Origin of the sequence: Streptomyces sp. 3MP-14, assembly GCF_006334905.2 — a bacterium.
Lineage (GTDB): Bacteria > Actinomycetota > Actinomycetes > Streptomycetales > Streptomycetaceae > Streptomyces > Streptomyces triticirhizae.
Genome location: NZ_VDLZ02000007.1, coordinates 219,256 through 239,153, shown reverse-complemented (window position 1 = coordinate 239,153; position 19,898 = coordinate 219,256). Strand labels below are relative to the sequence as shown.

Sequence of the window (19,898 nt, the reverse complement as noted above, 5' to 3'; positions counted from 1 at the left end):
GTGTGACGCCGTTTGACCCGGGCGTCACGGCGCGCGAGGGGGCAGGTTCGGGATGGATCAGAAGCAACGGCTCGCTTTGCTCGGCGGGGTCTGCGTCGCGGTGGCGGCGCTCGCCGGCTTCGGGGCGTACGGGATGCTCAACGACGGTGACGACGACGGGAGTTCGGGCTCGTCCGCCGGCCGGGACGACGGCGAGTCGGAGCAGACCCCCGCAGGCCCGCCCACCGAGGAGGAGGCCACGGCGACCGCCGGCGCCTTCCTCGACGCCTGGGCCGCCGGCGACACCGAGGCCGCCGCCGGACTGACCGACGAACCCGAGGCGGCGCGGGCCGCGTTGGCCGTACTGACGGAGAACGAGTCGGTCACCGCGCTGGCCGTCGAGGCGGGCGCCGCCGACGGCACCGATGTGCCGTTCGAGGTCACCGCCGAGGTCAGCCACGCCGAGCAGGCCCAGGAGCTGGCCTACGCCTCGGAGTTGGCCGTGGTCCGGGACGAGGACAGCGGCGAGGTCGTCGTCGACTGGGCGCCGGCGGTGCTGCACCCCCGGCTGGCCGAGGGGCAGACCCTCCAGGTGGGCCCGCAGGGCGAGTTGCCGCCGATCGAGGTGTTGGCCAACGACGGCACCGAGTTGACCGCCGAGGAGTTCCCAGGGCTGGTGCCGGTCATCGACGAGCTGCGCGAGCGGTACGCGGAGGCCGCCGGCGGGGACGCCGGCGGCGCCGTGGTGATCGCCGACGCCGAAGGCGAGCCGGTGGAGACCCTGTTGGAACTGGCCGAGCCGGTCGCCGGACAGGTGCCGACCACCCTTGACCCCAACCTCCAGCGCGCCGCCGAGGCCGCCGTCGCCGACACCGGGCAGGGCGCCGTGGTCGCGATCCAGCCGAGCACCGGGGCGATCCGCGCGGTCGCCAACGCCGATCCCGACGGGCCCGACATAGCGCTGGAGGGCAGCTACGCCCCCGGCTCCACGTTCAAGATCGTGACGGCCTCGCTGCTGCTGGAGCGCGGGCTGGCCGACCCGGGCGGCCCGCACCCGTGCCCCAAGTTCTTCGAGCACGGCGGCTGGGAGTTCCAGAACCTCGACGAGTTCGAGATCGAGGACGGCACGTTCGCCGACAGCTTCGCCGCCTCCTGCAACACCGCCTTCATCAGCCAGGCGCCCGAGTTGGAGGACGACGAACTGGGCGCGCACGCACGGGAGTACTTCGGTCTCGGCCTGGAGTGGCAGGTCGGCGCGACCTCGATGGACGGCCGGATGCCGGTGGAGTCGCAGGCGCAGATGGCCGCGCAGCTGATCGGGCAGGGCGCGGTGCGGATGAACCCGCTCACCATGGCCTCGGTCTCGGCCACCGTGCGCAACGGCTCGTTCCTCCAGCCCTATCTGGTGCCGACGGACTTCGCCGAGCGGCAACTGGCCACCACCGAAGGGCCGTTGCCCAACGCCGACCAGCTGCGTTCACTGATGAACCGGACGGCGACCGCCGGCACGGCGGCCGAGGCGATGGCCGGCATCGGCGGCGACATCGGCGCCAAGACCGGCTCGGCCGAGGTGGACGGGCAGGAGAAGCCCAACGCCTGGTTCACCGCCTACCGAAACGACCTGGCGGCCGCCGCCGTGGTGCCGGACTCGGGCCACGGCGGCGAGTTCGCCGGCCCGGTGGTGGCCGAGGTGCTGCGCGCGGCCGGCTGAGGTGCCCGGAGGCTCCCCCGAGGCTGGAGTGTCAGTGGGTCCTCGTAGGCTGGTCGCGCGGCCAGCGATGAACCAGTGGCGATCCAGGGGAGGGTGCCTTGCGGGTGATCATGTGCGGGAGATAGCGGTCTTCAGCGGCAGCGCGCACCCGGAGTTGGCCCGGGAGGTGTGCGCGCAGCTCGGCGTGCCCCTGCTGCCGACCAGGGTGTCGCGGTTCGCCAACGACTGCCTGGAGGTGCAGCTGGCGGCCAACTGCCGGGAGCGGGACGTCTTTCTGGTCCAGCCGCTGGTCAGGCCCGTCCAGGAGAACCTGGTCGAGCTGCTGCTGATGCTGGACGCGGCGCGGGGCGCCTCGGCGGCGCGCACCACGGTGGTGCTGCCGCACTACGCCTACGCCCGTTCGGACAAGAAGGACGCGCCCCGGATCTCCATCGGCGGCCGGCTGATCGCCGACCTGATGGTGACGGCGGGGGCCAGCAGGGTGCTGGCGATGACCCTGCACTCGCCGCAGGTGCACGGCTTCTTCAGCGTGCCCGTCGACCATCTGCACGCGCTGCGGGAGCTGGCCGCGCACTTCCGGGGCCAGGACCTTGGCAACGCGGTGGTGGTCTCGCCCGACCTGGGGAACGCCAAGGAGGCGGCGGCGTTCGCGCGGATGCTGGGCGTGCCGGTGGCCGCCGGCGCCAAGCAGCGGTTCAGCGACGACCGGGTGACCATCAGCTCGGTGATCGGCGAGGTCGCCGGGCGCGATGTGATCGTGCTGGACGACGAGATCGCCAAGGGCAGCACCGTGGTCGAACTGCTGGGCAAGCTCCGCGAGTTGCAGGCCGGCAGCGTCCGGATCGCGTGCACCCACGGGCTGTTCTCGCAGGGCGCGCTGGGGCGGCTGTCCGCCGAGCCGGACGTGCTGGAAATCGTCTGCACCAACACCGTGCCGATACCGGAGGGCGAGCGCACCGACAAGCTGCGGGTGCTCTCCATCGCGCCGGCGCTGGCCGAGGCGATGCGCCGCATCCACAACGGCGAGTCGGTGAGCGCGCTCTTCGACCGGTGACCGTAGTCGGTCATCGGTAGCCGCCTTCTGCCGCGCGGCGGGCGTTCGTTACGGGCAGACGGTGATCTGGGTCGGCTGACTGACGGTCAGCGCGCGGTCGATCTGGTTGGTCCAGTCGTGGGTGACGCCGGTGGCGGCGACGCTCAGCCCGTTGATGCCGGTGTTGTTCCAGGTGTGCGCGAACGCGCTGCGCGCGGTGAGGTCGGTGCAGGCGCCGGTCTCGAAGACCAGGGCGAGGCTGCCGGTGGCGACGTTCATGTCGTTGGCGTTCCGCTCCGGGCGGATCAGGAAGCCCACGCCGTTGGCGTTCACGTCGGCGGCGTCCTCCCGGCTGACGTTGGGGAACGCGTCGGTGGCGCCGGCGTGGTGGACGACCTGGAGCACCGGGCTGACCTGGGCGCTGAACCAGGTGGACACGGCCTGGTTGCCGGTCATCGGGTAGCCGGGGATGGTGTTCCAGCGCCACTCGGTGAACGCGATCCAGCGGTCGCGGCCGTTCACCTCGCCGATGGTGTAGATGTTCGGGGACGTGACGGTGAGCCCGTCGGCGGGCGGAATCTCCGTGCTGGCGCCCCGGTCGCCGGCCGGGGTGAGGCAGGCGACCTCGGCGAGCCGCCGGTCGATCTCCGGCTCCGGGCTGCCCTCCGCCCGCCACTCCTCGATCATGGAGAGCAGCCGCTGCGTGCCCTGCCGGGTGTCCGGCGCCACCTCGGGCACACACGCGTCGCTCGCCTGCCGGGCGGCGGCGCCGGGCGCGGTCGCCAGCGAGAGCGTCAGCACCGCCAGCACGATGCTCGCCAACCACGGCAACAGCGCCGACGATCCCGGTCGCCGGGGCGAGTTCGGTCGCACCGTTGCCTCCCGATTTATCGATATGGCCACTTTGTGCAAGGCGTCGCATCCTAGTCGACGTCAGGCCACCGGGAAAGAATCACGGGCGAAACCGGGCCAGTTGGGGCGCCACGCCGCCCTTCGTCCGTCCGGGCCGACGCGAAAGGGGCCCGGCGCGGGGAACGGTGTCCCCGCGCCGGGCCCCTTCAGGACACCCGGTCGCGGCTCGAAAGCCGGGTTACGCGACGGCCGTTGCCGGCCGCTTCACTCAGCTGACCCCGGCGGGCTCGCGCTCCTTGCTCAGGGTGGCGCGCCCCTTGCCGTTGGCCTCCAGATAGCGCTCCAGGGACTCTCCCTCCACGTCCACGTTGGGCAGCAGCCGGTCGAGCCAGCGCGGCAGCCACCAGGCGCGGTCGCCGATCAGGCCCAGCAGGGCGGGCACGATCGTCATCCGGACCACGAAGGCGTCCAGCAGCACGGCGGCCGCCAGGCCGAGGCCCATCATCTTGATCATGGCGTCCTCGCCCGTGATGGCGAAGCCGGCGAACACGCTGATCATGATGGCCGCGGCCGCGGTGACCACCCGGGCGTTGAGGTTGAACCCGGTGACCACGGCCTGACGCGCGTCCTCGCCGTGGACGTAGGCCTCCCGCATCCGGGTGACCAGGAACACCTCGTAGTCCATGGCCAGACCGAAGATCACGCCCACCATGAAGATCGGCATCATGCTCATGATCGGGCCGGTCTCCTCGACCCCGACCAGGTCGGCCGCCCAACCCCACTGGAAGACCGCCACCACGGCGCCCAGCGCGGCCAGCACCGAGAGCAGGAAGCCGAGGGCCGCCTTGAGCGGCACCAGCAGCGAGCGGAACACCAGGACCAGCAGGACGAACGCCAGGCCGACCACCAGGGTCAGATAGGGCACCAGCGCGTCCGACATCACGTTGGAGAAGTCGATGTTGGCGGCGGTGGCGCCGGAGACCAGCACGTTGGCGCCCGTCTCCGCCTCGATCTCGGGCGCGATGTCGTCCCTGATGTGCTCCACCAGCACGGTGGTGTCGTGGTCCGACGGGCCCGTGGTCGGGAACGCCATCACCGTGGCCACGGTGCCCTCCGGGCTGACGCTCGGCGGCGTGGTGGTGATGATCTCGTCCATCCCGGCGAGCCGTTCGGAGACCTGCCCGGCCACCTGCTCGGCGTCGGCACCGCCGGTGCCGTCTATGACCATCATCAGCGGCCCGTTGAAGCCGGGGCCGAAGCCCTCGCTCAGCAGGTCGTAGGACTTGCGCAGCGTGGTGTCCTCGGGCTGGGTGCCGTTGTCCGGCAGGCCCTGCTCCATGCTGGCCACCGGGATGGCCAACACGCCCAGGCCCACCACGGCGGCGGCGAGCACCAGCCCGGGGCGCCGCAGCACGGCGCGGGCCCAGCGGGTGCCGCCGTTCTCCCGGCCCGGCTTGTTCAGCGAGACGGGCACGCCGGTCTCCGGGTTCTGCTTGCGCAGCCGGCGGCCGAAGATCCGCTTGCCGACGATGCCCAGCGCGGCCGGCACCAGGGTCAGCGCCAGGATCACCGCGACGGCCACCGCGCCGGCGGCGGCGGCGCCCATCTTGGTGAGCAGCGGGACGTTGACGATGGCCAGGCCGGCCAGCGCGATGATCACCGTCAGGCCGGCGAAGACCACGGCGGAGCCGGCGGTGCCCACGGCACGCGCGGCCGCCTCCTCGCGGCTGTGGCCCTCCACCAGCTCGGCTCGGTAGCGGGAGGCGATGAACAGGGCGTAGTCGATGCCGACCGCAAGCCCGATCATCATGGCCAGGATGCCGGTGGTCTCCGACAGGCCGAGCGTGCTGCTCAGCGCGGTGATACCGGTCATCGCGACGCCCACGCCGATCAGCGCGGTCAGCAGCGGCAGCCCGGCGGCGACCAGCGAGCCGAAGGTGATGACGAGCACGATGGCGGCCACGACGATGCCGATGACCTCACCGCCGCCCATCTCCATCTCGCCCATGGCGACCTCGCCGTCGGCCTCGACGGTGAGCCCGGCGTCACGGCCGGTCTCCATCGCGTCGAGCAACTGCTCGTGCATCTCGGGCGTGATGTCGGACCAGGTCCCGTCGTAGGACACGCTCAGATACGCGGTGTCCTCGGTCTCGTTGACCGTGCCGGCCTCGAAGGGGTCGGTGACGGACTCGACCAGGTCGCCCTGCTCCAGCTGGGCGCGCACGTCGTCGATGGCGGCCCGGTACTCCGGGCTCTCCGCGAGGGACTGCTGGTCCGGCGCCTGGAAGACGACGCGGGACTCCATGTTCTCGGCGTTGGCCTGCGGGAACTCCTGCTCCATGACGTCGAAGGCCTCCTGGGCCTCCGTGCCGGGCAGGGCGAAGTCGTCGTCCGGCGGGGCTCCCGCCGAGGCGGCGGCGCCACCGACGCCGAAGAGGAGCGCAAGCCACAGCAGCGCCACCCACCAGCGGCGCCGGAAGCACAGGCGTCCGAGTTTGTACAAGAACGTAGCCACGGGGCAGGTTCTCCTGTCCGGGTGTCGTGGGTCGAATAGCAGATGAGTCAGCTCATGTCACGAGACGCCGCACAGGCTCTGAGGGATGAGTCCACCGGGCGCTTGTGATGCGAATCACTTTGCGTACCGCTTTGTGACTTGCCGCTGCTTTCCGTGACGCGAAGCATGGAACCGTGAGCGACGAACCGAACTCATCTGACGCACCGCCGCACCCGCGACCGGAGACCACCGCTCCGAGTCCCGACGGGTATCTGAGATTTCCGCATCTCCACGGTGACCTGTTGTGCTTTGTCGCCGAAGACGATCTGTGGCTGGCTCCGTTGCCGGCCGCAGGCCCAGGCCACACGGTGAAGGACCGGGCCTGGCGACTCACCGTCGATCGTACAAGGCTCGGCCCGCCACGGTTCTCGCCTGACGGACGTCACATCGCCTTCACCAGCTGGCGCACGCTCGACCCCGAGATCCACCTCGCCCCGGTCGACGGGGGGCCGGTGCGGCAGCTGACCCACTGGGCCTCCTACGACACGAGGGTGCGCGGCTGGACGCCGCCGGACGCCTCGGGCGAGAGCCGGGTCCTGGCGATCGGCTCCCATGAGCAGCCGTTCTCCCACTTCGCCCGCGCCTACACCGTGCCGACGGCCGGCGGCCCCGGCGAGCAGCTGCCCTGGGGACCCGTCTCCGACATCGCCGTCCGGGGCCACGGCGCGGACCGCCGCACGCTGCTGCTGACCGGCTCCGCCTCCCACGACCCGGCGGACTGGAAGCGCTACCGGGGCGGCGGGATGGGCCGGCTCTGGCTGCACGGGGAACGGCTACTGGCCGATCTTGGCGGGCAGTTGAACAGTCCGATGTTTGTCGGTGACCGGATCGCGTTTCTCTCCGACCACGAGGGGGTGGGCAACGTCTACTCCTGCCGGCCCGACGGCAGCCAGCTGTGGCGGCACACCGACCACGACGCGTTCTACGCCCGCCACGCCTCGACGGACGGCCACCGGGTCGTCTACCAGTGCGCCGGGGAACTGTGGCTGCTCGACGACCTGGGCCCCGGCTCCGTGCCGCGCCGCCTCCCGCTGCGGCTGGGCGGACCGCGCACGGGCCGCCGCCCATACCAGGTCCACACGGCCGCCCATGTGGACTCGCTCACGGTGGACACCACGGGGCGGGCGAGCGCGATCTGTGTGCGGGGCGGCCTGTACTGGCTCACCCACCGGGATGGCCCGGCCCGCGCGCTCGCGGAGGCGGCGGGGGTGCGGGTGCGGCTGCCTGAGATCCTGGGCGACTCGGGGCGCATCGCGTACATCACGGACGCGGAGGGCGAGGACGCCATAGAGATCGCGCACCTGCCCCGGGTCAGCGGCGGCCGCGAGCCGGTGCGGCTGGCCACCGGCCCGCTGGGCCGCGTCCGCGAGCTGGTCGCGACCCCCGACGGAACGGGGGTGGCGGTCGCCACCCACGACGGCCGCCTGCTCCTGGTCCGCCTACCGGACAGCGAAGCCGCCTCCGGCGGGGACGCGGACGCCAACGGCGGGGAGGTGGCCGAGGCCGTCGGCGAGGCGGGCGTCGCAGCCGGCTCCGCCGGGGGTGACGCCTCCGGCGGGGAAGCCTCCGGCGGGGACGGGAGCGCCAACGGCGGGGAGGTGGCCGAGGCCGCCGGCGAGGCGGGCGTCGCAGCCGGCTCCGGCGGGGGTGGCGCCTCCGGCGGGGAGACGGACGCCAACCGCAGCCGGACAAGGGCCCGGTCCGCCGGCGGCGCGGGCGCCACGGCCCGCGTGAGCGAAGGTGCCTCCGGCGGAGGCAAGGACGCCATCGGCGGGAGCGTCGCTCGGCCGGCTGGCGGAAACGCGGGCGCCCCCGGCGAGGGCGGGGCCCGGTCCGCCGGCGCGGCCGGCGCAGCCGGGAAGAGCGGCTCCGGTCCGGACGTGGGCGCCAGCGGCGAGATCGGGGGCCGGCCGGCCGCCGAGGCCGGCGCCTCGGCCGGCTCCGCCGGCGGCGTTCGCACCGCGTCCGACCAGGCCGCCGACGCCGCCGAGGTCAAGGAGGAGGCCGACGCGCGACAGGAGACCGTCGCGGAGAAGCCGGTCGACGGGCCCGCAGGGCCCGGCACCGGCGAACCCGCCGAAACATCCACCCCCGGCGAACCCGCCGAAACGACTACCGCCGGCACCGACGACCCCGGGGACGCCGATGCCGCCGCCCAGGCGTCTGCCCAGGCCGCCGCCCCGCTCCCCCGGGTCACCGAGATCGCGCGGTCGGTCAACGGCCCGGTCCGGGACCTCGCGTTCTCGCCCGACTCCCGCTGGCTGGCCTGGGCGCACCCCGGGATCGGGCGGTCGTTGAGCCAGATCCGGATCGCGGAGCTGAGCGGTGAGACGCCGACCGTGCTGGAGGTCACGGACGGCAGGTTCGAGGACGAGGAGCCGGTGTTCACGTCCGACGGGCGGTTTCTCGCGTTCCTGTCCTGGCGCGGCTTCGACCCGGTCTATGACGTGCACACCGGCGGCCTCTCGTTCCCGCTGGGCTGCCGCCCCTATCTCGTGCCGCTGTCCTCGGCGACCAGGTCGCCGTTCGCGATCACCCCGGAGGGGCGGCCGGCGGCCGGCGGGTTGGACCCGGACGAGGCGGGCGGTGAGGGCGACTCCGAGACCGAGGGCCGGGTCACCGTGGAGGCCGAGGGGCTGGGCAGCCGCGTGACGCCGTTCCCGGTGGCGGCCTCGAAGTACTCCTCGCTGTATCCGGTCAGCGGCGGCGGGCTGGTGTGGCTGCGGTGGCCGATCTCGGGGGCGCTCGGGGAGACGTTCCTCAACCCGGACGACACCTCGGGCAAGCCGACGCTGGAGCACTTCGACCTGGCGAAGGCGAAGCGGAGCGAACTCGCCTCCGAGGTCGACTGGTTCGTGCCCAGCGGGGACGGGACGCGGCTGGTGGTCAGCGAGGACCAGGACCTGTCGGTGGTCTCGGCGACGGACGCCACGGACAGCGACGCGGCGGTGCGGATCGACCTGCGGCGGATCGTTCATGTCGCCGATCCGGCGGCCGAGTGGCGGCAGTCGTTCGACGAGGCGGGCCGGCTGGTGCGGGACTACTTCTGGGACCCGGGGATGTGCGGCATCGACTGGTCGGCGGTGCTCGACCAGTACCGGCCGCTGGTGGAACGGGTGGCCAGCCCGGACGAGTTCGCGGATCTGCTGACGGAGACGATGGGCGAGCTGGGCACCTCGCACGCCTATGTCAGTGCCGGCAGGTTTAATGAGGGGCCTTGGCACTACCAGCGGCCGCAGGGGCTGTTGGGTGCCAACTTCTGCCGCACGAAGGACGGATCGGGCTGGCAGTTGTCGCGGGTTCTGCCGGGGGACTCCTCGGATTCGAAGGCCCGCTCCCCGTTGGCCGGCACGGGGGTGCGGGAGGGCGCGGTGCTCACCCATGTCGGTGGGCGGCCGGTCGATCCGGCGGCCGGGCCCTGGCCGTTGCTGGCCGGCACGGGCGGCACCAGCGTGGAGCTGACGTTCGCGGACGAGTCGGGCCGGCAGCGGAGGGTGGCCGTGGTGCCGCTGGTCGACGACCGGCAGCTGCGGTACCAGGACTGGGTGGCTCGACGAAGGGAGCTGGTAAGGGAGTTGAGCGGCGGCCGCTGCGGCTATGTGCATATCCCGGACATGGGTGGCTCGGGTTGGGCGCAGTTCAACCGGGACCTGCGCCGGGAGTTCGACCGGGAGGCGCTGATCGTGGACGTCCGGGGGAACGCGGGCGGGCACATCAGCGAGCTGGTCGTGGAGAAGCTCAGCCGCACCATCCTGGGCTGGGACCTGACGCGGAACGCGCAGCCGGTCTCCTACACGTCCAACGCGCCGCGTGGCCCCGTGGTGGCCATCGCCGACGAGGCGACCTCCTCGGACGGCGACATGATCACGGCTGCCTTCCGGCTGCTGGGGATCGGACCGGTGGTCGGGTCGCGGACCTGGGGCGGGGTCGTCGGAATCACCGGAGAGCACCGGCTGGGGGACGGCACGGAGATCACGGTGCCGATGAACGCCGCGTGGTTCGACGCCTACGGCTGGGATGTGGAGAACCACGGGGTGACCCCGGACATCGAGGCGCTGCGGACGCCGCTGGACTGGGCCGAGGGCCGCTCGGTGATGCTGGACACGGCGGTGCGGGTCGCCGTTGACCTGCTGGAACGCCATCCGGCCGCGAAGCCGCCCGGCTACCAGCGGATTCCCGACCGCAGCCGGCCGCCGCTGCCGCCGAGGACGGCGGCCCCGCCCCGGGAGTGCGAGGAGGACGGGTCCGTGTGACGCTGGACGGGGACGACGGTTATGTCCGTCTGCTCCCGTTACACGCCAATCCGTCTTCTCTGCGAGGAGTGGCAGCACATGGGCATCTCGGACCAGTTCAAGGACAAGGCCCACGAACTCCAGGAGCGCGCCAAGGACGCCATGGGGAACAAGGAGCAGTCCAAGGACCGCAAGGACGACAAGGAGGGCGGCGGCCTGATGGACAAGGGCAGGGACGCGGCCCAGAAGGCGGCCGACCGGGCCAAGCAGCGCGGCGAGGACGACCGCTGAGCGCACCCGCTCGTCATCCGCGCTGAGCGCGGGCCCCGCCCGCGCTCGGCCGCGCGCGGCGCCCCGGACCGCCCCCCTCGGGCCGTCCGGGGCGCCGCGCCGTCCTACCTGGCCGGGCCGGCGGCGCGCCCGCCGGGGCCGACCAGGCCCCGGTGGCCGGCGCCCGGGCCCAGCGCGCGCAGCCGGCGTTGGGCGAGCCGGCCGCCGACCACCGCCGGCAGCGCGCCGCGCACCGGCACGGCGGAGCGCAGCCAGCGCTGGGCGTAGACATGGGTGGCGCGCCGCTCGATGCCGGCGGCGAGCCGGGCGACGGCGGGTGCCAGCGGATAGGTGCGGTTGGCCGGCCACGGCAACCGCCGGCGCATGGCGGCGAGTTGCTGGTCCTCGTCGGCACCGCGCACCATGTCGGTGTCGGTCCAGCTGAGGTAGCCGACGCCGACCCGCACCCCGTCGCCGGCGACCTCGGCGCGCAGGCTGTGCGCGAAGGCCTCGACTCCGGACTTGGAGGCACAGTAGGCCGTCATCAGCGGCGCCGGGGTGAGGGCGGCGAACGAGGCGATCTGGAGGTAGTAGCCGGCGCTGGAGCGCAGCGTGGGCAGGAAGGCGCGGCAGGTGGCGGCCGAGCCGAGGAGGTTGACCTCGATCACCCGGCGCCAGACGGCCTCGTCGCTCTCGGCGAAGAGCCCGCCGGTCGCCACGCCCGCGTTGGCGACCACGGTGTCGACGCGGCCGAAGCGGGCGCGCACCGCGTCGGCGACCCGGCGCATCGCGTCGGCGTCGGTGACGTCGGCGGCCCAGTGCGCGGCCTCGCCGGGCAGGTCCCGGGCGACGCGCGCCAGTTGGTCCGGTTCCAGGCCGACGAGGGCGAGGCGGGCGCCGCGCCCGGAGAGCAGGTCCGCCAGTTCGGCGCCGATGCCCCGGGCGGCGCCGGTGATCACCACCACCTGCCCGGCGAGGGGGCGCCGGCCGCGCAGGGTTCTGGTCAGCGGAAACCCGTTCACAGGTGCTCCTTCGCCAGCGCGGTGAGCGTCTCGGCCACGGTGTCGGCGGCCTCGACCGGGGTCATGTGGCCTATGCCCGGCAGTTCGGTGAGGCCGGCGGGGCGCGGCAGCCGGCCGTGGATGCGGTGCGCGTGGACGGGCGGGGTGAGGCGGTCGGCGGTGCCCTGCACCACGGCGACCGGCAGGTCGAGTCGGGGAACCCGGTCGGCGAGGTCGAGGTCGGCCAGCACGGCGCCCCACTCGGCGCGGGCCCGGCGCGGGCAGGCGTTCACCATCCGGGCGACGGCCTCCACCTGGCCGGGGCTGGCGCCGGGCCCCAGCGTGATGTGGTGGATGATCCGCCGGGAGAGCGGGGTGAGCGGGCCGTAGGGCAACCGGGTGCGCAGGAACGCGCGTTGGCCGCGTCGCCGCCAGGCGCCCGGGCGCAGCGGCAGCACGGTGGACTCGCCGGTGAGCCGGTCGGTGCCGGTGCTGCACAGCAGCGCGGCGGCGGCGCGTTGCCGCAGCTCGGAGCGGGTGGCGGCGGCGACCACGGTCATGGCGCCCATGGAGTGGCCGCCGACGACGGCGCGTTGGCCGTCGCCGAGGGTGGCGGCCAGCACCGCGCACAGGTCGTCGGCGAGCGCCTCGACCGAGCAACTGCCGGGCGTGGGCGGGGTGTTGCCGTGGCCGCGCTGGTCGTAGACGACGACCAGATGGCCGGCGTCGATCAGGCGGCGGGTGACCGGCCGCCAGAAGGTCGTGTTGCAGGTCCAGCCGTGCACGAGCACCACGGCGGGGCCGTCCTCCGGGCCGTCGATCTCGGTGGCGAGCCGGGCGCCCCCGGTGGAGGTGACGGTGAGACGTCGGGCGGTGTCAGCCATGGCGCATCACCTCGTATTCGGCGAGTTCGACATGGTCGGTGACCCGGCGGAACTCGCTCGTGGTGCCGGGCCAGATGGTGGTGTTCCGGCCGGCGGCGTCCAGGTACCAGCTGTCGCAGCCGCCGGTGTTCCAGACGGAGCGGGCGAGCCGGCGTTGGAGCCGTTCGTTCCAGGCGTCGACGGCGGAGCGGCGCGGGACGAGCGCGGCGCGCCGGTGGCCGCGTTCGGCGAGGGTGTCGAGCCGGGTCAGGAAGTCCTGGAGATAGGCGAGTTGGGCCTCGATGATGAGGATCATCGAGGAGTTCCCGAGGCCGGTGTTGGGGCCGATCACGGTGAGGAAGTTGGGGAAGCCGGCGGCGGTGGTGCCGCGCAGGGCGGCCATCCCGCCGCGCCACTCCTCGGCGAGGGTGGTGCCGTCGACGCCCTTGATCCGGTGGGCGATCGGCAGGTCGGTGACCTGGAATCCGGTGCCCAGGATGATGGCGTCCGCCTCGACGCTCCGCCCGTCGCGCGCGATCAGGGTGGTGCCGCGCACCTCGCGCAGCCCGGAGTCGACGAGGCGGACATGTGGCTTGGTGAGGGTGGGATACCAGTCGTTGGAGAGCAGGATGCGCTTGCAGCCGATCCGGTAGTCCGGCGTCAGCCGGCGGCGCAGCGCCGGGTCCGGCACGGAGCGCCGCAGGTGGAGCCGGGCCAGCCGTTCCACCACCCGCATCCCGGCCGGGTGCCTGGCGAACGCGTCCACCTGCAACTCCCTGATGCCCCAGAGCAGTTGCCGGCGCAGCGCCCCGGTGGCGGGCAGTCTCTCGTGGAGCCAGCGCTCGGCGGCGCTGGTGGGGCGGTCCATCCGGGGCAGCAGCCAGGGCGGGGTCCGCTGGAAGACGGTCAGCTCGTTGACCTGCCGTTCGATGGCGGGAACGAACTGGATGGCGGAGGCGCCGGTGCCGACGACGGCGACCCGTTTGCCGCGCAGCGGGTAGTCGTGGTCCCAGCGGGCCGAGTGGAAGACCCGGCCGGGGAACGCGTCCAGGCCGGGCAGGTCGGGCAGTTGGGGGTCGGAGAGCGGCCCGGTGGCCGAGACCACCACCTCGGCGCGGTAGGTGCCGGCGTTGGTCTCGACCCACCAGCACAGCTCCTCGTTGTCCCAACGGGCGCCGGTCACCTCGTTGTTGAGCCGCAGATGCGGGCGGAGGGCGTAGGTGTCGGCGACCCACTCCAGATAGGCGCGGATCTCCGGCTGGCCGGAGAAGCTGCGCGGCCAGCGGGGGTTGGGCGCGAAGGAGAAGGAGTAGAGGTGGGAGGGGACGTCGCAGGCGCAGCCCGGGTAGGTGTTGTCCCGCCAGGTGCCGCCCACCGCGCCGGCCCGCTCCAGCACCACGAAGTCGGTGACGCCCATGCGGCGCAGCCGAACCGCCGCACCCAGGCCGCCGAATCCCGCCCCGATCACCGCGACGCGTACGGACTCCATCCGTGGCCTCCCGTTCGGCAGACGCTCGAAAGCTGCCAGCGATTACTGGCACATTCGGAGGGTAGGCCAGAAAGGTACCGGCCGGTAGGGGGCGTGCACTGCCTAAACTGCGTGACGTGACGGCAGGGCGGGTACCGGCGGACGGGCCGGTCAGGGAGTACCGGGCGGGCGAGTTGGCCGAGGCGGCCGGCATCACCCCGCGCACCCTGCGCTTCTACCGGGAACGCCGCCTGCTGCCGCCGCCGCGCCGCGAGGGGCGGGTGGCCTGGTTCAACGACCAGCACCTGGAGCGGCTGCGGACCATCTCCGAACTGCTGGCGCGCGGCCATACCCTGGGCGGCATCGCCGAGATCCTCGCGGCCTTCGCCTCCGGCCAGGACGCCGGCAGGACCGCCCAACTCCTCGGCCTGAACGAGCCGTTGCCCTGGGCTGAGGAGGAACAGGTCCGGCTGAGCGCGCGCGAGCTGGCGGACCACTACGCGGGCGAGACCGATCCGGAGAACGTCTCCGAGGCGATGGCCATCGGCTATCTCCGCCCGGACGGCGAGGCCGTGGTCCATGTCAGCCGCGACCTGCTGGATGCCTCGTCCGCCCTGGTCAGGGAGGGCATCCCGCTGGCCACGCTGCTGGCGGCCGGCCGCGAACTACGCGCCCACGCCGACGCGTTGGCGGAGGTGTTCACCGAGGTGCTGCGCCGGCAGGTGCTGCCCGAGGTGCTGGGCGCCGGCCGCGCCGAGCGGGGCGCCCCGCTGACCGAGGACGACATCAAGCGGCTGACGGCGGCCCTGGAACGACTCCGCCCGCTGGCCAAGAAGGCCGTCTACGCCGAGGTCTCCCTCGCCCTCGACCGCCGCCTGCGCGCCGAACTCACCCCACCGGCCGGCCCGTCGGGCGGACCGTCGGGCGAGCCGGAACGCTGACGGAACGCGGGGGCCGGCGGCAGGCCGGGCCCGCGCGTCAACGCGCCGCCGGGGAGCGCCCGTCGCGGCCCGGGGCCCGGTGGGCCCGGCGCGCGACCGCCCAGGGTCCTGCGGCCCCCAGCGCGCCGGCCGTGAGGCAGAGAATCGTGGGGTTGAGCCAGGACGGCACCCCGTCACGGGCGCCGTCCGACCAGTGGCAGACGGCGCTGGGCGGGAACAGGTCGACCTCGCGCCCCCGCAGCCGGGGCGCGTCCCGGCCGTCGGAGGGCGGCTCGAAGCTCCCGTACCGCTGGCTCGCACAGGTCTGCGACGGCGACTCGTCCCAGTCCGCCGTGCGGAGCACGCCCAGGGCGTATCCCGCCAGGGCCATCGCCAGGAGGGCGGCGGCCAGGTCCCGCCACAGCGCGGCGGACCCGGGCCCGTTCCCCCGCGCCTCGCGACCGCGACGGAGGCACCTGGCGAGGAGCCCCAGCGCGAGCACCAGGCAGGTGGCCCCAACGAGGGGCGCGAGCAGGTAGACCACGTTGGCTCCTCAGCGATCGCACCGGAACGCGCTGTACTGCTCCAGAACTCGGCAGGGACGAAGTTGCCTTCTGCCTCCGCCCGTTCGCCGATGCCGATGCTCGGCGGGCACCGATCGACTCCGCGTCGCGGAATGCTCGCCCCGCCCTCCGCGCAGCGGCCGCCCCCGCGCACGGCACGGCGCGGGGCAACGCCCAGGAGCTGTGCGCAGGGTGACAGTAACCGGACAGAGAGCGGCCGTCTATGGCCAACTCGTGACCGCGAGTTGCGGCAAGCGTGGGCGTCAGGTGACCGAAACGGTCAGCCGCCGTCCGACCCCGGCCCCGCGGCACCGTCCGCGCCGCCGCCCCCCGGCCCGGTGGCGCCGTCCGCACCGGCGTGCGGCTCGTCGTCGTCCGTGCGCCGGCTCGCGCCGGCCGTCTCGTCGAAGGACAGCAGCGCGCGCATCCCCTCGCCCAGGACGGACGCGTCGACCCCGCCGAAGAGCGCGCGCTGGAGGAGAAAGCCCTGGGCGTTGGCGGCCAGCACACGCGCCGCCGCCTCGGGCGCGATGTCGGCGCGCATCCGGCCGTCGCGCTGGTAGGCGACCACGATCCTGGTCCACAGGGCGAGCAGCGCGTTGAATCCGTCGTTGAATATCGCGCGCAGCTCCGGGTTGCGGCGGGTCTCCGACCAGACCTGGAGCACCAACGACGCCGGGAAGTTCAGCCGCTCGCCGACCCGCCGCACCCCCCGCATCAGCAACTCGTCCGGCGGCGGCGGGTGTTCGGACTCGGCCGGAGCCTGGAAGCCCTCGCGCACCGCCCCCAGCACGTCCTCGGCCAGCGCGCCGATCATGGCCTCCTTGCTGGGGAAGTAGCGGTAGACCGCCCCGGCCGACAGGCCCGTCTCGCGCAGCACGTCCTGCATCGAGGTGCCGTGGAAGCCGTCCCGCGCGAAGCAGCGCGCCGCGCCGTCGAGGATCTGCTGCCGCCGTGCCGCGAGGTACTCCTGGGAAACACGCGCCATGCCGGAAACCTAGAACGAACATTCATTCTTGACAAGAGGGCGACGGCAGGCGCACCGTGGGCGGGTAAAACGAACGATCCTTCTCTTTGACGCGTCCGACCCCGCCGGTTTCTCCGGGGGTGCGGCCGGCGCGTCGACCGAACTCCCGGAGGTTCGGCGTGAGCACGCCACAGCGTTCCCCTGCCCCCTCGCCCTCGGCGGCCCCCTCAACGCGGGCGCTGATCGGCGTGATCGTCGCCGTTCCCCTGCTGATCGGCTTCGTGCTGTGGGCCTTCACCTGGCCGAACGCCCGAAGCTCGCCCCATGACCTGCCGGTCGGCGTGGCCGGCCCGGCGCAGGCGACGGCCCCGGCCGTCGAGGGGCTGGCCGCCCAGGGCGACGCCTTCGACGTGCGGGAGTACCCGGACGAGGACGCCGCCCGGCGGGCCATCGAAGAGCGGGACATCTACGGCGCCTTCGTCTTCTCCGGCGAAGGACCGCCCCAGGTGCTGACGGCGGGCGCCGGCGGCGCCAGCGTCTCCCAGCTGCTGGTCGGCGTGGCCGAGGCGCAGGCGCCCGAGGGCGCCTCGGTGACGGTGACGGACGTGGTGCCGGCGCCGGACGGCGACCCCAGGGGCACGGTCTTCGGCACGAGCCTGCTGCCGCTGGTGATCGCCGGGATCGCCACCGGCGCGCTGATCGCCGTGACCGGGCTGCGCGGCGGCCGGGCGCTGGTCGGGCTGGTGGGGGCCGCCGCGCTGGCCGGGGTCATGGCCACCGTCATCGGCCACGACTGGCTTGAGGTGCTGGCCGGCGACTGGTGGCAGGTGGCCGGCGTGCTGGGGCTGTTGGTGCTGGCCGGCGGCGCCACCGTCGCCGGGTTCGCCGCCCTGCTGGGCCAGGCCGGCATCGGGGTCGGCGCCGTCCTGCTGATGCTGCTGGGCAACCCCTGGTCGGGGGCGACCTCGGCGCCGGAGATGCTGCCGGAGCCGGTGGGCGCGTTGGGCCAGTGGCTGCCGACCGGCGCCGGCGCGAGCCTGCTGCGCTCGGTGGCGTTCTTCGACGGCAACGGGGGCGGCCTCCCGCTGGCGGTGCTCGTCGGCTGGGCGCTCCTGGGGACCGCCGCGATCCTGTGGGGCGGGCGGCGGCGCTCTCGGCCGGCGGAGGACAAGGGCAATGCCGGGGAACGGGCCCAGGTCGCGGCCGGTCAGGGCTGACCGGCCGCCCGCAGGTCCTTGGCGTAGCAGCGGCTGCTGGGCGAGTGCCGGTAGAAGCCGAACTGCTCCTCGCGCGGCAGCATCGTGTAACCGCTGGAGGCGTAGAGGTTCATCGCCTCCGGCTGGGCGATGCCCGTCTCCAGGACCATCCTGGTCCGGCCGGCGCGGCGGGCGTCGTCCTCCAGCCGGGCCAGGATGCGCCGGGCGAGACCGAGGCCCCTGGCCTCCGGCACCACGAACATGCGCTTGATCTCGGCGTCCCCGTCGCGGTAGCCCTCGTCGCCCGCCGCGTCCCGCGAGCGCCAGCCGCCGGTGGCGACGGGGCGGCCCAGCGGGTCGTAGGCGAGCAGATAGAGGCCGTGCGGCGGGTCGAACATCTCCGGCGCCAGCGGGGTCAGGTCGCCCACGTCGTCGTAACGGACCGCGTACTCCGCCTGCACCTCGTCGTTGAGCTTGCGGGCGTCGGGGTGATCAAAGCGGGTCACGACCAGGTCCATGCCGGTCATCGTACGAAACGCCGTGCCCCGGCGGCTCCGGTGCGGCCCCCGTTCCGGCGCCGCCGGAACGGGGGCTGGCGGTCGGGACGGCCCGAGGGCCGGCGGTCAGTCGGTCCGGTGGCGCAGGGCGGCGCCGGTCAGCCGGCCCGGGGTGAACGCGGCGGCGGCGACGCGCAGTTCGGGGGTGAGCGCCCGCCACATCTCGTCCAGGAAGCCGGCCGCGTCGGCCGCCTCCGTGGTGGCCTCGGCGTAGGGCTCGGCGGGCAGCACCGTGCCGCCGTCCGAACGGTAGGTGGTCATCATCACCACATCGCCCGGCGCGAGGTCCCGCACCGTGACGGTGACCACGCTGCCGGCCGCGCGGGCGCCGGCGCTGCGCCGGGCCGCGCCCAGGCAGGCGGTGCCGGGGTCCGCCAGGTCGGCGACCACCGTGATCCGGGAGGTGAGGATCGGCGGGTCCGGCTCGTACTCCAGCCGGTCCAGGGCGACGGCGGGCGGCTCGCCGGCGGCGAGGCGGCCGGCCACCGTGGCGACCTGCTCGCCGTTGCCGAAGACCAGCCAACGCTCGTCCTCGATGGCCGCCGCATAGTGCCGCAGGGGGTCGTGGGCGGTCTCGTCGGTGGGCGAGACGATCAGTCGCTCGTCCTCGAAGTGCAGTCGCCTGGCCTGTGAGGCGGGGCTGCGCCCGGTGAGGAAGTAGCCGCCGACCAGCTCGCCGGCCCGCGTTCTGGCCCAGAGCACCCCGCGCCCCGGGTAACGGTTGTCGGCCAGGAACTGCCCCAACGGGTCGACGCTCACCGGTTCTCCTCTGCCTCTGTGCTGTCCGAATGCCGTCTGCTCGCCACGCATAAGCCCAGTTCCTGGGCACGGCGCGGGGGCGCGACGCCCCGCCATCCAAGCAGACCGCCGACGCCGCGTTCGTCGCCGGGACCGGTCCCGGCACGCGGTCCATCACCGCTGGGGATGGCCGCCATTCAGGGGGCGAATGACGGCGGCGGACCGCCGGCGCGCCATGGTGCCATGGCTCACAGCCCGGCGCGCTGACCGGGAGTGCGAGGAAGCGGAAGGCGGTTGGTGACGTGGCAGCCATCCGGCGGGTCGTCGTGGTCGGCGGTACCAGCGGCATCGGGGCCGCCGTGGCCGAACGGTTCACGGCGGCGGGAGCCGAGGTCACGGTCGCCGGGCTGGACGCCGGTGCCCCCGGGGTCGAGTTGGACGTCACGCGTCCCGACCAGGTCACGGCGTTCTTCGACCGGTTCGACCGCCTGGATGTCCTGGTCAACGCGGCCGGGGTGCTCCAGCGGGACGACGAGCACCGGCCCGAGGTCTTCGAGCGGGTGCTGGCGGTCAACCTCACCGGCACCATGCGCGCCTGCGTCGCCGCCCGGCCCGCGCTGGTCGCGGCCGGCGGCTGCGTGGTCAACGTGGCCTCGATGCTGAGCTTCTTCGGCGGGCCCAGGGTGCCCGGCTACTCGGCCAGCAAGGGCGGCGTGGTCCAGCTGACCAAGGCGCTCGCCGTGGCCTGGGCGGCCGACGGGGTGCGCGTCAACGCCGTGGCGCCCGGCTGGATCAGGACCCGGCTGACCGAGGAACTCCAGGAGCGGCCCGGGGCGGCGGAGCGGATCATCGACCGCACGCCCATGGGGCGTTGGGGCGAGGCCGCCGACGTCGCCGGGGCCGTCGCCTTCCTCGCCGGACCCGACGCCGGCTTCGTCACCGGGGCCGTGCTGCCGGTGGACGGCGGCTATCTGGCCGCCTGAGCCGACGCCGA

General features: G+C 73.8%; 15 protein-coding genes and 1 pseudogene. 7 read left to right on the top strand and 9 right to left on the bottom strand.

Features of this window, described 5'->3' with window-relative positions; genetic code table 11:
- The first annotated feature begins 52 nt into the window (after positions 1-52).
- Positions 53-1,690: a penicillin-binding transpeptidase domain-containing protein gene (locus FH609_RS14065; protein WP_139669379.1), complete on the top strand. Its 1,638-nt coding sequence runs from the start codon at positions 53-55 to the stop codon at positions 1,688-1,690.
- A gap of 112 nt (positions 1,691-1,802) precedes the next feature.
- A complete protein-coding gene (locus FH609_RS14060; RefSeq protein WP_139669377.1) occupies positions 1,803-2,744 on the top strand; it encodes a ribose-phosphate diphosphokinase in 942 nt (313 codons plus the stop codon).
- A gap of 48 nt (positions 2,745-2,792) precedes the next feature.
- On the opposite strand, the gene FH609_RS14055 is transcribed toward FH609_RS14060, so the two are convergent.
- Positions 2,793-3,545 (bottom strand): hypothetical protein, encoded by a 753-nt coding sequence (locus FH609_RS14055; protein WP_139669375.1) that lies wholly within the window; start codon positions 3,543-3,545, stop codon positions 2,793-2,795.
- A gap of 298 nt (positions 3,546-3,843) precedes the next feature.
- On the bottom strand, positions 3,844-6,090 hold the full coding sequence (locus FH609_RS14050; RefSeq protein ID WP_139669373.1) for an MMPL family transporter: 2,247 nt from the start codon (positions 6,088-6,090) through the stop codon (positions 3,844-3,846).
- 251 nt (positions 6,091-6,341) lie between these two features.
- Here FH609_RS14050 and FH609_RS14045 point away from each other — a divergent pair, with 251 nt between their 5' ends.
- Both FH609_RS14045 and FH609_RS14040 read left to right on the top strand, forming a co-directional pair.
- A complete protein-coding gene (locus FH609_RS14045) occupies positions 6,342-10,382 on the top strand; it encodes a S41 family peptidase (protein WP_405379028.1) in 4,041 nt (1,346 codons plus the stop codon).
- Between the two features lie 78 nt (positions 10,383-10,460).
- Positions 10,461-10,652 (top strand): hypothetical protein, encoded by a 192-nt coding sequence (locus tag FH609_RS14040; protein ID WP_139669369.1) that lies wholly within the window; start codon positions 10,461-10,463, stop codon positions 10,650-10,652.
- Positions 10,653-10,756: 104 nt separating this feature from the next.
- Here the strand turns inward: FH609_RS14040 and FH609_RS14035 are convergent, their stop codons facing one another.
- From FH609_RS14035 to FH609_RS14025, 3 genes are read right to left on the bottom strand one after another with little or no spacing between them, the layout of a single operon-like run.
- Complete coding sequence (locus FH609_RS14035; RefSeq protein ID WP_139669488.1) at positions 10,757-11,626, bottom strand: SDR family oxidoreductase; 870 nt, start codon at positions 11,624-11,626, stop codon at positions 10,757-10,759.
- Positions 11,627-11,649: 23 nt separating this feature from the next.
- Positions 11,650-12,516 (bottom strand): alpha/beta fold hydrolase, encoded by an 867-nt coding sequence (locus FH609_RS14030; RefSeq protein WP_139669367.1) that lies wholly within the window; start codon positions 12,514-12,516, stop codon positions 11,650-11,652.
- Positions 12,509-13,984, bottom strand: coding sequence for a flavin-containing monooxygenase (locus FH609_RS14025; protein WP_139669364.1), 1,476 nt, complete (start codon positions 13,982-13,984; stop codon positions 12,509-12,511). Before FH609_RS14025 ends, FH609_RS14030 begins: the two co-directional genes overlap by 8 nt.
- Positions 13,985-14,100: 116 nt before the next feature.
- On the opposite strand from FH609_RS14025, the gene FH609_RS14020 reads away from it, so the two are divergent.
- Positions 14,101-14,904, top strand: a complete 804-nt coding sequence (locus tag FH609_RS14020) for a MerR family transcriptional regulator (RefSeq protein WP_139669362.1) — start codon at positions 14,101-14,103, stop codon at positions 14,902-14,904.
- 37 nt (positions 14,905-14,941) lie between these two features.
- On the opposite strand, the gene FH609_RS14015 is transcribed toward FH609_RS14020, so the two are convergent.
- Together FH609_RS14015 and FH609_RS14010 are read right to left on the bottom strand one after the other, a co-directional pair.
- Positions 14,942-15,427 (bottom strand): hypothetical protein, encoded by a 486-nt coding sequence (locus FH609_RS14015; protein WP_139669360.1) that lies wholly within the window; start codon positions 15,425-15,427, stop codon positions 14,942-14,944.
- 422 nt (positions 15,428-15,849) lie between these two features.
- Positions 15,850-16,434: pseudogene (locus FH609_RS14010) on the bottom strand (TetR/AcrR family transcriptional regulator); the annotation flags it as partial.
- 158 nt (positions 16,435-16,592) lie between these two features.
- Here FH609_RS14010 and FH609_RS14005 point away from each other — a divergent pair.
- Complete coding sequence (locus FH609_RS14005; protein ID WP_226961646.1) at positions 16,593-17,630, top strand: ABC transporter permease; 1,038 nt, start codon at positions 16,593-16,595, stop codon at positions 17,628-17,630.
- Here FH609_RS14005 and FH609_RS14000 read toward each other — a convergent pair.
- The gene (locus tag FH609_RS14000) at positions 17,621-18,127 is read right to left on the bottom strand and encodes a GNAT family N-acetyltransferase (protein ID WP_139669356.1); all 507 of its coding nucleotides are present in this window, start codon (positions 18,125-18,127) and stop codon (positions 17,621-17,623) included. The two genes, FH609_RS14005 and FH609_RS14000, sit on opposite strands and share 10 nt — an antisense overlap.
- Positions 18,128-18,232: 105 nt before the next feature.
- Entirely contained in the window at positions 18,233-18,925 is a 693-nt protein-coding gene (locus FH609_RS13995) for an IMP cyclohydrolase (protein ID WP_226961645.1), read from the bottom strand.
- Between the two features lie 281 nt (positions 18,926-19,206).
- Between FH609_RS13995 and FH609_RS13990 the strand changes: the two genes are divergently transcribed.
- Positions 19,207-19,887 (top strand): SDR family NAD(P)-dependent oxidoreductase, encoded by a 681-nt coding sequence (locus tag FH609_RS13990; protein ID WP_139669352.1) that lies wholly within the window; start codon positions 19,207-19,209, stop codon positions 19,885-19,887.
- Positions 19,888-19,898 lie beyond the last annotated feature (11 nt).